Here is a 12,442-nt window from a genome sequence, read left to right on the forward strand (position 1 = left end):
TCGAGCACGCACACGCCGATCTCGGTGCCTTTCTCGGCGGCCAGCTGCTTGAGCCGGATCGCCGCCGACAGCCCGGCCGGGCCGCCGCCGACGATCACGACGTCGTATTCCATGGATTCGCGCTGTTGCGCTGCGTCACTATGCACGACAGCTGAATTTGTCATCGATCTCTCTGAATAAACGGTCGAACTGCGCGCAGGCGAGACGGCGCCCCATGCGACGCGTAACCCGGAATCGCAGACCGCCGTCTCGCGTCATCCGTCGAACTGCTCGAGGACATGCAGAAGGTCTGTCTTGCTCGGGCGCGTGCCCCAATTGCTTGCACCGGCGCTCGTGGCCACGATCATCCATGACTGGGGCGGAAAAAATTCGTGCGACAGCACGCCGTTCGACGATATGCGAAGTCGTCCCGAGCCTTCGTGAAATTCGGCCGTCAGCGACGTGTTGCCGACATGCCTTTGTACCAGCGTCGAACCAAACATTTTCCCCTCCCCGATCACTCGGACACGGACGCGGACCGGAGCGTGGTCCGTGTCCGTCGGCCCGTTTAGTCGATGGCCTTCACCATGTCCTCGACGACCTTCTTCGCGTCGCCGAAAACCATCATCGTCTTGTCCATATAGAACAACTCATTGTCGAGCCCCGCATATCCGGCAGCCATCGAACGTTTGTTGACGATGACCGTCCGCGCCTTGTATGCATCGAGTATCGGCATACCGTAGATCGGACTGCCCTTTTCCAGCGCGACCGGGTTCACCACGTCGTTGGCACCGAGCACGATCGCGACGTCGGCCTGCGAGAATTCGCCGTTGATCTCCTCCATCTCGAACACCTGGTCATACGGCACCTCGGCTTCCGCGAGCAGCACGTTCATGTGACCGGGCATGCGCCCCGCGACCGGATGAATCGCGTACTTCACCGTCACACCCTTTTCCGTGAGTTTCTGAGACAGCTCGTTGATCGCATGTTGCGCACGCGCGACCGCCAAGCCATATCCCGGAACGATGATCACGGATTCCGCGTTCGACAGCATGTATGCGGCGTCGTCCGCGCTGCCGCTCTTGACCGGACGCTGTTCCTTGGCCCCGCCGGCAGCGGCATTGGCCTCGCCGCCGAACCCGCCCAAAATCACGTTGAAGAACGACCGGTTCATCGCCTTGCACATGATGTAGGACAGAATCGCACCGGAGCTGCCCACCAACGAGCCGGCAATGATCAGCATCGGATTGCTGAGCGAAAAGCCGATGCCCGCGGCTGCCCAGCCGGAGTAGCTGTTCAGCATCGACACCACCACCGGCATGTCCGCGCCGCCGATCGGGATGATGATCAACACGCCCATCACGAACGCGAACGCCAGCATCAACAGAAACACGGACCAGCTTTCGGTCGCCATGAACGTCAGGCCGAGCGCGATCGTGGTTAGTCCCAGCACGAGGTTCAGAAAATGCTGCCCCTTGAACTGGACCGGCGCGCCCCGGAATACGCGCAGCGTGTACTTACCGCTGAGCTTGCCGAACGCGATCACCGATCCGCTGAACGTGATCGCGCCAATCGCCGCTCCGAGGAAAAGCTCGAGCCGGTTGCCGGTCGGGATCGACGGGTGCGCGAGACCGTCTAGCCCCGCGCCCGCAGCCAACGGCGCAGGCGTAATGCCGAACGCCCAAGGCTCCGTCACCGCGGCCACCGCGATGAAGACGGCTGCCAAGCCGATCATGCTGTGCATGAACGCCACCAGCTCCGGCATCTTGGTCATTTCCACGCGATACGCCATCACGGCGCCGACGGTTCCCCCCAGGAGCAGACCGAGCAGCACGAGCCCGAGTCCGGTCGGCGTGGCGGCGAGCTTCACGATCAGAGCCGCGGTGGTGAGTACTGCGATTGCCATGCCCGTCATGCCGAATGCGTTTCCGCGAATGGCCGTCGTCGGGTGAGACAGCCCCTTCAGCGCCTGAATGAAACAGATGCTGGCCAGCAAATACAACAAGGTAACGAGGTTCATGCTCATGATCGTTACGCCCCCGCCTTTTCAGTCGTCTTTCTTTCTTTCTTCCTGAACATTTCCAGCATCCGTCGCGTGACGAGGAAGCCCCCGAACACGTTGACCGCCGCGAGCGCAACCGCGAGCACGCCAGCGGTTCTGCCGAGACCGCTCGATGTCAGTCCCGCCGCGAGCATTGCACCGACGATGACGATCGCCGAGATCGCGTTCGTCACGGCCATCAAGGGCGTATGCAGTGCGGGCGTCACATTCCAGACGACGTGATAGCCGACATAGATGGCCAAGGCAAAGATGATCAGGTTGGTGATGATGTGGCTGACAGCTTCCATGGCAATTCTCAGTTCGTGGTCGAAGCTTCCGCCGTTGACCGGACGGGAGCAGGTTGATCGCGCATGACCATTCCGTCCCGGGCAACCAGGCAGGCGGTAACGATGTCATCCTCGAGATCGATCGTCACGCCGCCGCCCTTCGGCAGAATCAGTTTCAGGAAATCGAGTACGTTGCGCGCATACAGGTTGCTGGCGTCCGTGGCGACCAGAGCAGGCAGGTTCGTTTCGCCGACGATCGTCACCCCGTGCCGAACCGCAGTGCTGCCCGGCTCGGTCAGCGGGCAATTGCCACCCTGGGCCGCCGCGAGATCCACTATGACGGAACCCGGCTTCATCGATTCCACCATCGCCTCGGTCACCAGCACCGGTGCGGGCCGCCCGGGAATCAGCGCCGTGGTGATGACGATATCGGCCGCCGCGACACGCCTGGCCACTTCGACCTGCTGACGCTGCAGCCACGAGGCCGGCATCGGCCTCGCGTATCCGCCGACACCCTCCGCGGCCTCTTTTTCTTCAGCCGTTTCGTAGGGCACGTCGATGAACTTCGCCCCCAGAGACTCCACCTGCTCCTTGACGCTCGGACGCACGTCGCTCGCTTCGATGACAGCGCCCAAGCGTTTTGCCGTCGCGATGGCCTGCAACCCGGCAACCCCGACACCGAGAATCACGACGCGCGCCGCCTTCACGGTCCCCGCTGCCGTCATCAACATCGGGAAGATGCGCCGATATCGATCGGCGGCGATCATGACGGCCTTGTAGCCGGCGATATTCGCCTGGCTCGACAGCACATCCAGGCTTTGCGCGCGCGTCGTTCGCGGTGCGGCCTCGAGCGCGAACGCCGTGATGCCCGCCTTGGCGAGCCGTTCGAGACCGGCTGCATCAAACGGATTGAGCATCCCGACCAGCGCGGCCCCCATGCCGAAAGCGGCGAGTTCGCTGTCGAGCGGCGACCTGACTTTCAGCACGACCTCGCAGCCGAGCGCAGTCGCCTGATCCACGATCTCGGCGCCGGCGGCCCGATAAGCGTCGTCGGTATAGCTGGCCCCCAGCCCCGCACCCGAAGCCACGCGCACCGTGTGTCCCTGATCCTGCAGTTTCCCGGCCGTCTCCGGGGTAACGGCGACGCGGGCTTCGCCCGGCGTTGTTTCGACGGGCACACCTATCAGCATGACTTCTGCTCCTTGAGAAAAATGATCGTTTGTTGCCGCGCACCGGATACGCGGACCAACGCTCGATGTCACGCCGGCGATGAACCAACGATGAGCGGCGCGTGTGTTACATGAACGCCGAGCGGCCGGCTCGCGAAATGAACTCGCCGGTTTCAGCAGAATTCATTACGCGTATCCGATCGCACTCAGACGCGCTCCAGGATCAATGCGATGCCCTGGCCCACCCCGATGCACATCGTGCACAATGCGTAGCGACCGCTCGTGGCGTGCAACTGATTGATTGCCGTCGTCACGAGACGCGCGCCTGATGCACCGAGCGGATGACCGAGTGCTATCGCCCCGCCGTTGGGGTTGACCCGGAGATCATCGTCCTTCAGACCCAGCAGGCGCAACACGGCCAGCCCCTGTGCGGCAAATGCCTCGTTGAGTTCGATCACGTCGATCTCGTCGAGCCGCAATCCGGCCAGTGTCAGCACCTTCTCCGTCGCCGGCGCCGGACCGATACCCATCACGCGCGGCGGCACACCCGCGGTTGCCATCGCGACCACCCGCGCACGCGGCGTGAGACTGTGTTGGGCGATTGCGCGCTCGTTGGACAGCAGCAACGCACAGGCTCCGTCGTTGACGCCGCTCGCGTTGCCGGCCGTCACGCTGCCGTCAGGCCGCACGACACCCTTGAGCTTCGCAAGGGCTTCGAACGACGTCTCGCGAGGATGCTCGTCCTGCTTCACGACCAGCGGCTCGCCTTTTTTCTGCGGGATGTAGACAGGCGTGATCTCGCTATCGAAGAACCCACGCTTTTGCGCGGCCAGCGCTTTCGTCTGCGAAGCCAGTGCCATCCGATCCTGAGCGTCGCGCCCGATCTTGTAGTCGACCGCGACGTTCTCCGCCGTTTCAGGCATCGCATCGACGCCGTACTGCTCCTTCATCAGCCTGTTGACGAATCGCCAGCCGATCGTCGTGTCGTAGACCGCATTCGCACGGCTGAAAGCCGACTCCGCCTTCGGCATGACGAAGGGCGCGCGACTCATGCTTTCCACGCCGCCCGCAATCATCAACGCCGTTTCGCCGGACTTGATCGCGCGCGCCGCGCTGCCCACCGCATCAAGGCCCGAGCCGCACAGTCGATTGATCGTTGCGCCCGGTACGCCGAGCGGCAGGCCGGCGAGCAAGCTCGCCATGCGCGCGACGTTGCGGTTGTCCTCACCGGCCTGATTCGCACAGCCGAGCAGCACGTCGCCGACCGCCTCCCAGTCGACGCCAGGATTGCGCACCATCAGCGCCCTGATCGGAATCGCGGCCAAATCGTCGGCGCGCACGGAAGAAAGCGAGCCGCCATAGCGGCCGAATGGCGTACGGATTGCATCGCAAATATAGGCTTGTGTACTCATGACGTGGCGTCGCATCGAGAAGTTGAAATCGCACTCTTATTGCAATGAACATGCCAGTCACGCCCGGATTCGGCTTTCGCGTTCCAATGCGGTCGGCGCAGACATGCGTAACGGGCTTTCACCGACGTGCGACGCCCGCTCCTCGCGCCACGACATGATCACGTTCACGCGACAGCGATGCATCGTTGTATGCGGTCTCTACACCAGATGTCGTTTTGACAGACATGTCCCGAGTCGAGTCCGACACGATGTGCGGTGCGGCATCCTGATCGGCATGCCCGGCACGCGCCTGCAACGTACGCTCGCTCAATGTGTGGTGAATAGGCACCCGCTCTGCTGGAGCGTCTGGAACGCCGTTTCCTTCGGGATCACCGATCGAATCTTCAGCAGGTCCCACTCGCCTTTCGATTCCGACGGCTTCTTCGCCTCGGCCAGATACATGTCGTGCACCATCAGGCCGTTTGCCAGAATACGGCCGTCCCGGGCAAAGAAATCGTTGATCGGCATCGCCTTCATATTTGCCATGACCGCATCGCTGTCCACCGTTCCCGCCGCCTGAACGGCCTGGAGATAGTGAGTCATGGCGGAGTACATGCCCGCCTGGACCATCGTGGGCATCTTGCCGGTCTCGGCGTTGAATGCCTTCGCGAACGCGCGCGTCCGATCGTTGTAGTCCCAGTAGAACGCGGTGGTGAACTGAAGACCCTGAGCCGTCTTCAGACCGATGCCCTTCAGATCGCCGTCGAAAATCAGCAGCGGTGCAACGATCTGCTTGCCGGTCATCATGCCGAACTCGGCGGCCTGACGGATCGCATTTTGCGTGTCGCGCCCCGCGTTCGCGAGCCCGATGACCTGGGCCTTCGACGACTGGGCCTGCATCAGGAAAGACGCGAAGTCCGATGTCGCCAGAGGGTGGTCGACACTTCCCACGACCTGTCCGCCCATCGACTTGACGACCTGCGTGGCCTGCGACTGCAACGAATGACCGAATGCGTAGTCGGCCGTGATGAAGAACCAGCGCTTACCACCTTCCGATACCACCGCACGGGCCGTCCCGTTCGCGAGCGCATAGGTGTCGTACACATAGTGCACGCCGTACGGGGAACACTGCTTGCCGGTCAGATCCGTCGTTGCCGAGCCGGCAAAGATCGTCACCTTGCGCTTTTCCATGCCAAGCTTCTGCAGCGCGAGCGCCGAGGCAGAATCGGTCGATTCGATCACCATCGACACGTTATCCCTGTCGTACCATTGCCGCGCGCGCGTCGCCGTAATATCGACCTTGTTCTGGTAGTCTGCAGACAGCACTTCGACCGGTCTGCCGAGCACCTTGCCTCCGAAATCGCGCACGGCCATCTTGACCGCCGCCACCCCACCCGTTCCGCCGATGCCCGAGTAGACACCGGACATATCGACAATCACGCCGACCTTCAGCGGCTCTCCCGATGAAGCCGCAAAGGCGCCCGGTATCGCCACGGCGACGGCGAGCGTCCACGTCAGCGCAAATCGCAGTTTCATCATCAATCTCCTCCCGTTGTATTTCCGGCTGCCCGACGCACGGTACGCGGAACGGCCGGAGCAGTCCGTCGTCCGTCAATCGATGTTCGTCAGGCAGCGGCCCGCTCCGGTGACGTCAACGGCAGACCGAGACGTGCACGCCGAACGAGCCACGGCGACGGTCGGTATCGCTGATCCCCGAAGGTCTCGTAAAGCCCCCTGAGGATGTCGAGCACCCGATGCGTGCCGAGCGCATCGCCCCACTCGAACGGACCCGTCGGATAACCGAGGCCGAGACGTACCGATACGTCGATATCCTCCGGTGACGCGATGCCCTGCTGGGCCATTTCGCAAGCGAGATTGACAATGCACGCCACCACTCGGGGAGCAACGAATCCAGGGGAATCCGAAATGACAAACGCGGGAATCGATTGCGTTGCAAATATTGCCTGCGCGCGATCTACCGTCAACTTTGCCGTTCCCGGGCATGTCATCAACGTCACGCCCGACGGCCCGCAGAACACGGGGTCGATACCGACGACCTTGCTCGGATCGAGCCGCAAATTCTCGATCGCGGTTGAAAGGTCCGTGTCCAGTGGTGCAATCAGCACCACGTCGGCGGCTTGCAAGTCGGCCGCACGCGTCACCTGCGACAGCAACGGCACGACCGCTTCGGGCAACGCCGCCGCCCCCTCCGTCAGCCACCACACCGCAACGTCGACCACCGGCACCGCCTGCTGCGCCGGCGCATGCGCCGCCACCGGCTTGCCGTCATAGCTGTAAAACCCTTGTCCTGCCTTGCGGCCCAACAGACCCGCGTGAAGGCGTGTGCGTGCGAGCATCACCGGTCGGTAGCGATCGTCGCCGTAGTACTGCGCATGAATCGATTCCATCACTGGAACGGATACGTCGAGTCCGGTCAGATCCAGCAGCTCGAACGGCCCCATGCGGAACCCTGCGCACTGGCGCAGGATCGCATCCAGCACCGAGTGCTCGGCGTTTTTTTCCGCGAGCAGCTTCAGCCCTTCGGTGACGAAGGCACGGCCCGCATGGTTGACCACGAAACCCGGCGAATCCGGCACAACGATCGGCCGATGTCCGATGCGCCGCGACAGCTCGACCAGCGCATCGATCGCTTCTGTTGCCGTTCGGGGCGCCTGCACGATCTCGACCAGTCGCATCCGCGTGACGGGATTGAAGAAGTGCCACCCGGCCACGCGAGATGGCTGCACACAACCGGATGCGATCGACGTCACGCTCAACGACGACGTGTTGGTCGCCAGAATGCACGACGGCGACACGATCGACTCCAGATCCCGCAACAGCCGCTGCTTGATATCGAGGTTCTCGACGATCGCTTCCACGACCAAATCACACCCGTCCATTTCTGTCAGACTGGTTGCCGCGGTGATCCGCCGCAACGCGGCGTCCGCGTCGCGCTGCTCGATCCGCCCATGTTCGACCGACCGCACCAGATCGTTGCGTATCGCCGAAACGGCCCGTGTCACTGCGCCGTCATTCACATCGAACAAATTCACGTCGCAGCCGGCCACCGCGCAAACTTGTGCGATACCGCGCCCCATCGCGCCTGCGCCTACTACGCCAACGCTATTCAGAGATTGTTCCAATCTCGATCTCCCATTCAATTTGCGCTTCATTCAATCGACAAACATCAGTCATCCGGAAGTGTTTCGTGTGCCGCCGACGCGCTAAACGCGTGCGAGATTTTTTCCTGGTTCGTGTACGTCAAAGAGAAACTGGCCGGCATAGGGCGATCCGCCGATCGCCGCCCGCCTTCTGTCGGGGGGAAAACGTGCCACGAACCGTCGTCATGACGAAAGAACACGAGCGACAAGGGCCCGGACGGGCAATCGACGTCGATTCGCACGCAACGCCACCGGCTTTCATCCGATCGACCGATACGCGAGAGACGAAAACGCCCGGCAACTCCGCTGCCCAACCATTTTCCGATTGCTGCTCGCAGAGAACGTTTCGGTACAGTCATCTCGGTTCCTCCACGCGGTGGGTGACGCGACCGCATATCGCGGCATTGCGTGGCTCGTGATAGGTGCGTTGGCCTGAACGATGGCCGGTGGCAGCGCCGCCTGTTCATGAAGCAAGGCCGCGTTGCGTCACCAAAATTCGACGTTACGATATTGCGCGCTTCAGCCCAGTTCGCCGACGAGTTCCGGCACGAGCGCGAACAGATCGCCGACGAGGCCGTAATCTGCCATGCTGAAGATCGGTGCTTCCGGATCCTTGTTGATCGCGACGATCACCTTCGAATCCTTCATGCCGGCCAGGTGCTGGATCGCACCCGAGATGCCGACCGCGATGTACAGCTGCGGCGCAACGATCTTGCCGGTCTGGCCGACCTGATAGTCGTTCGGCACGTAGCCGGCGTCGACTGCCGCGCGCGATGCGCCCAGCGCTGCCGACAGCTTGTCGGCCAGCGGCTCCAGCACCTTCGTGTAGTTTTCACCGCTGCCCAGACCACGGCCGCCCGACACGATGATGCTCGCCGACGTCAGCTCCGGACGATCCAGCTTCGTCACTTCACGGCTCACGAACTGCGACTTGCCTGCATCGGCCGCCGCTTCGATCTTCTCGACCAACGCGCTGCCGCCTTCCGCCGCCACCGGATCGAAACCCGTTGCACGCACCGTGATCACCTTGATCGGATCGCTCGACTGAACCGTCGCGATCGCGTTGCCTGCGTAGATCGGACGCTCGAACGTGTCGGCCGAATCGACCGCCGTGATGTCCGAAATCTGTGCAACGTCCAGCTTCGCGGCGATGCGCGGCGCGATGTTCTTGCCGTAGGCGGTTGCCGGCGCGAGGATGTGCGAGTAGTCCTTCGCGATGTTCAGCGCGGTCGCTTCGACGTTTTCCGCCAGGCCCGCTTCGAGCTGCGGCGCGTCGGCCAACAACACCTTCGACACGCCTGCAATCTTGCCTGCGGCATCGGCCGCGCCCTGCGCGTTGTGCCCCGCGACCAGGACGTGAATGTCACCGCCAATCTTCGCTGCCGCCGCCACCGTGTTCAGCGTCGCGGCCTTGATCGACCCGTTGTCGTGTTCTGCAATCACCAGAGTCGTCTCGTGCTCTGCCATCACCAGAATCGTCATTTCTTTTCGCTCCCTCTTACAGCACCTTGGCTTCGGTCTTCAGCTTCTCGACCAGCGTCTTCACGTCCGGCACCTTCACGCCGGCCGTGCGCTTCGGCGGCTCGGCCACCTTCAGCGTCTTCAGACGCGGCGTGACGTCCACGCCCAAGTCTTCCGGCTTCACCGTTTCCAGCGGCTTCTTCTTCGCCTTCATGATGTTCGGCAGCGTCACGTAGCGCGGCTCGTTCAGGCGCAGGTCCGTGGTGACCACCGCCGGCAGCGTCATCGACAGCGTTTCCGCGCCGCCGTCGACTTCGCGTGCGACCGTAGCACGGCCGTCGGCGATCGTGACCTTCGACGCGAACGTGCCTTGCGGCAGGTTGGCCAGCGCGGCCAGCATCTGGCCCGTCTGGTTCGAATCGTCATCGATCGCCTGCTTGCCGAGGATTACCAGCTGCGGCTGTTCCTTGTCGACCAGCGCCTTCAGGATCTTCGCCACCGCCAGCGGCTCGACGCTGTCGTTCGATTCGACGAGGATCGCGCGATCCGCGCCGATCGCCAGCGCCGTGCGCAGCGTTTCCTGCGCTTGCGTCACACCGACCGACACCGCGATCACTTCGGTCGCCACACCCGCTTCCTTCAGGCGCACCGCTTCTTCCACCGCGATTTCGTCGAACGGGTTCATCGACATCTTCACATTCGCAATGTCGACGCCCGTGTTGTCCGACTTCACGCGGACCTTCACGTTGTAATCGACCACTCTTTTCACTGGCACCAGGATTTTCATTCTCTAACCCAAACGTCACGAACCCAAACAGCCGGACGCGGTATCGTCGGCGCGCCCAGCGTTCCTTCACTGCACGGTCACCAGCGCATCGACCGCACCCAGCCCCCGTCCGCGAGCCCTCACGATCACCGGATTGATCTCGAACTCCCGGACCGCCGGGCTCGCGAGGAACATGTCCCCAAACCGCACGGCGGCCTCGACCAGCGCGTCCAGGTCCGCCGCGGGCTTTCCTCGAAATCCCTCCAGAAGGGTCCATAGCTTGAGCTTCCGAAGTGCCTGACGGACCTGATCAGCCGTCACCGGCAACGCCAGATGCGACATGTCGCGGTACAGTTCCACCGCAACGCCACCGGTTCCGATCGAAATGATCGGTCCAAAATCCGTCTGTCTCATGCACGACACCACGATTTCGACGCCGTCACTGATCATCTCCTGCACCAGTACCCCCATATCCGGCCTGCCCACCTGCTCGCGAAACTCGCGAGCACAGGCATCGATGCCCTCCGCGGTTTGAACGCGCAGCTTCACCAGGCCGAGCTCGGTCTTGTGCGCACAGTCCGACGGAAGCACCTTTACCACCAGCGGATACGCCATTCCGGCACATGCGTCCGAAGCGCGGTCCTCCGGCCCAAGCACGACCCACTTCGCCGGCGTCATCCCGCTCTCCGCGCAGAACCGCATCGTCTCCGCCCAATCCTGCGGCGCCGCCCGGCCCGCCAACGGTGTCCGCGCCTGCACTTTCGGCAATGACAACATCCGCTGGCGTTTGTACAGCAGCGACAGCGCCTTCATCGCATGCGAAGGATCGGCGACCAGCAGCACACCGGCCTCCCGGAACGATCGGCGCGTCTCGTGATCCGGCAGCTCTCCGATAAAGCTCACCACCACCGGCATGGACTGCCCCACCTTCTTGAACACCTCGGCGTTCGGCTCGAGATACCGGCGACCGCTACTGGCAAACTGCACGATCAGCGCCTCCGCCCTCGGCTCCGCCTCGATCGCGAAGCACGTGTCACGGAACAGCGTCGCCACGCTCTGGATCTGCCCCGTCAAATCCACCGGATTGGCCGTGCGCGCGAACGCGGGAAGAACCCGTTCCAGTTCTTGCGCCGTCCGCTGACCGAACTCCGCCATCGGAATACCGTATTCGCTGCTGTGATCCGCCAGCAGCGCGCCTGCGCCACCCGACGAACTCAGCACCGCGAGCCCGCCCTGCGGATCGCCGCTCACGCGCGGTTGCGGCAGATAAGCCAGCACTTCCACCGCCGACATCGCATCAATCAGGCTGTCGACCGTGATCACCCCCGCCTGCTCCAACACGTCCGCATAGACGGCATGCGCCGAAGCAATTTTCCCGGTATGGGACGCCGTCGCCTGCTGGCCGATCTCCGAGCGGCCGGCCTTCAAGGCAACGATCTGCACGCCTCGTTCGCGCGCACGCTCGGCGATCCCGACGATCCGGCCGGCTTCCTCGAGTCCTTCGATGTAGAGCGCCACCACGCGTACGTCGTCCTGCTCGACGATGTGCTCGAGCACGTCGAGCGCATCGGCGCAGGTTTCATTGCCGACGCTGACGATATAAGAGCACCCGATGCCGTTGCTCTGCAGAAAATTGCCGATCGCCCCGGCGAGCGCGCCACTCTGGCTGACGACCGCGATTGGCGCGTGCTTGAGCGTCTCAAGATTCATTGCGGCTGATCCGAACGTCATCATGACGCGCCGACGAACCGACCACACGCCTTGACAGTTGGCACCAATCACCGCCACGCCGTGCTCTCGCGCCACTTCGGCCAGGCGCTGCGCATGTGCCTTCCCCGCTTCCGTCTCTTCGAATCCGGAACTGAACACGATCGCGCTGCGTATCCCTTTCTGGCCGCACTCCGCAATGACGCCGGGTACTGTGTGAGCCGGCGTGATCACCAGCGCAACGTCTGGCACTTCCGGCAGCGCCGCCACCGACGGATACGCCTTCAGCCCTTCAACCTCCGCGTGGTTCTGGCTCACCGGATACACGGCGCCGTCGAATCCGTGCTTCAGCAGCACACGCACCAGCGAATTGCGCGGACTTCCCTGCTGCGGCGACGCACCCACGATCGCCACGCTGCGCGGTTCAATAAACTTTTCGAATGCCTGTCTGTCCATAATCCGTTTTTTCTCGAGTCGACA

The 12,442-nt window shown here is 63.0% G+C and carries 11 protein-coding genes; all 11 read right to left on the reverse strand.

What is annotated here, in order from left to right; all coding sequences use genetic code 11:
• Nucleotides 1-164 (reverse strand): FAD-dependent oxidoreductase (locus tag BTE28158_RS26855; protein WP_124905849.1); only part of this gene is annotated, 164 nt, incomplete at its 3' end.
• A 90-nt stretch (nt 165-254) separates the two neighbouring features.
• Complete coding sequence (locus BTE28158_RS26860; protein WP_124905847.1) at nt 255-482, reverse strand: hypothetical protein; 228 nt, start codon at nt 480-482, stop codon at nt 255-257.
• Between the two features lie 65 nt (nt 483-547).
• Nucleotides 548-2,005, reverse strand: a complete 1,458-nt coding sequence (locus BTE28158_RS26865) for an NAD(P)(+) transhydrogenase (Re/Si-specific) subunit beta (protein WP_124905845.1) — start codon at nt 2,003-2,005, stop codon at nt 548-550.
• A 5-nt stretch (nt 2,006-2,010) separates the two neighbouring features.
• Entirely contained in the window at nt 2,011-2,328 is a 318-nt protein-coding gene (locus BTE28158_RS26870; protein ID WP_059623733.1) for an NAD(P) transhydrogenase subunit alpha part 2, read from the reverse strand.
• A gap of 8 nt (nt 2,329-2,336) precedes the next feature.
• Nucleotides 2,337-3,497, reverse strand: coding sequence for a Re/Si-specific NAD(P)(+) transhydrogenase subunit alpha (locus tag BTE28158_RS26875; RefSeq protein WP_124905843.1), 1,161 nt, complete (start codon nt 3,495-3,497; stop codon nt 2,337-2,339).
• A gap of 185 nt (nt 3,498-3,682) precedes the next feature.
• Entirely contained in the window at nt 3,683-4,888 is a 1,206-nt protein-coding gene (pcaF, locus tag BTE28158_RS26880) for a 3-oxoadipyl-CoA thiolase (protein ID WP_124905841.1), read from the reverse strand.
• A gap of 306 nt (nt 4,889-5,194) precedes the next feature.
• Nucleotides 5,195-6,406 (reverse strand): ABC transporter substrate-binding protein, encoded by a 1,212-nt coding sequence (locus BTE28158_RS26885; protein WP_151047689.1) that lies wholly within the window; start codon nt 6,404-6,406, stop codon nt 5,195-5,197.
• 86 nt (nt 6,407-6,492) lie between these two features.
• Nucleotides 6,493-8,010 (reverse strand): 3-hydroxyacyl-CoA dehydrogenase, encoded by a 1,518-nt coding sequence (locus BTE28158_RS26890; RefSeq protein WP_409360426.1) that lies wholly within the window; start codon nt 8,008-8,010, stop codon nt 6,493-6,495.
• Between the two features lie 537 nt (nt 8,011-8,547).
• Nucleotides 8,548-9,495, reverse strand: a complete 948-nt coding sequence (locus tag BTE28158_RS26895; RefSeq protein ID WP_124905859.1) for an electron transfer flavoprotein subunit alpha/FixB family protein — start codon at nt 9,493-9,495, stop codon at nt 8,548-8,550.
• A gap of 31 nt (nt 9,496-9,526) precedes the next feature.
• A complete protein-coding gene (locus tag BTE28158_RS26900; protein ID WP_151047687.1) occupies nt 9,527-10,276 on the reverse strand; it encodes an electron transfer flavoprotein subunit beta/FixA family protein in 750 nt (249 codons plus the stop codon).
• Between the two features lie 66 nt (nt 10,277-10,342).
• Nucleotides 10,343-12,418: an acetate--CoA ligase family protein gene (locus BTE28158_RS26905; RefSeq protein ID WP_151047685.1), complete on the reverse strand. Its 2,076-nt coding sequence runs from the start codon at nt 12,416-12,418 to the stop codon at nt 10,343-10,345.
• Nucleotides 12,419-12,442 lie beyond the last annotated feature (24 nt).

It is taken from the genome of Burkholderia diffusa, from assembly GCF_902499115.1.
Classification (GTDB): Bacteria; Pseudomonadota; Gammaproteobacteria; order Burkholderiales; family Burkholderiaceae; genus Burkholderia; species Burkholderia diffusa.

What these genes read in the sequence shown, in the direction of transcription:
- BTE28158_RS26860 (WP_124905847.1), bottom strand. Translation starts at nt 482, where the DNA reads ATGTTTGGTTCGACGCTGGTACAAAGGCATGTCGGCAACACGTCGCTG.
- BTE28158_RS26865 (WP_124905845.1), bottom strand. Translation starts at nt 2,005, where the DNA reads ATGAGCATGAACCTCGTTACCTTGTTGTATTTGCTGGCCAGCATCTGT.
- BTE28158_RS26870 (WP_059623733.1), bottom strand. Translation starts at nt 2,328, where the DNA reads ATGGAAGCTGTCAGCCACATCATCACCAACCTGATCATCTTTGCCTTG.
- BTE28158_RS26875 (WP_124905843.1), bottom strand. Translation starts at nt 3,497, where the DNA reads ATGCTGATAGGTGTGCCCGTCGAAACAACGCCGGGCGAAGCCCGCGTC.
- pcaF (WP_124905841.1), bottom strand. Translation starts at nt 4,888, where the DNA reads ATGAGTACACAAGCCTATATTTGCGATGCAATCCGTACGCCATTCGGC.
- BTE28158_RS26885 (WP_151047689.1), bottom strand. Translation starts at nt 6,406, where the DNA reads ATGATGAAACTGCGATTTGCGCTGACGTGGACGCTCGCCGTCGCCGTG.
- BTE28158_RS26895 (WP_124905859.1), bottom strand. Translation starts at nt 9,495, where the DNA reads ATGGCAGAGCACGAGACGACTCTGGTGATTGCAGAACACGACAACGGG.
- BTE28158_RS26900 (WP_151047687.1), bottom strand. Translation starts at nt 10,276, where the DNA reads ATGAAAATCCTGGTGCCAGTGAAAAGAGTGGTCGATTACAACGTGAAG.
- BTE28158_RS26905 (WP_151047685.1), bottom strand. Translation starts at nt 12,418, where the DNA reads ATGGACAGACAGGCATTCGAAAAGTTTATTGAACCGCGCAGCGTGGCG.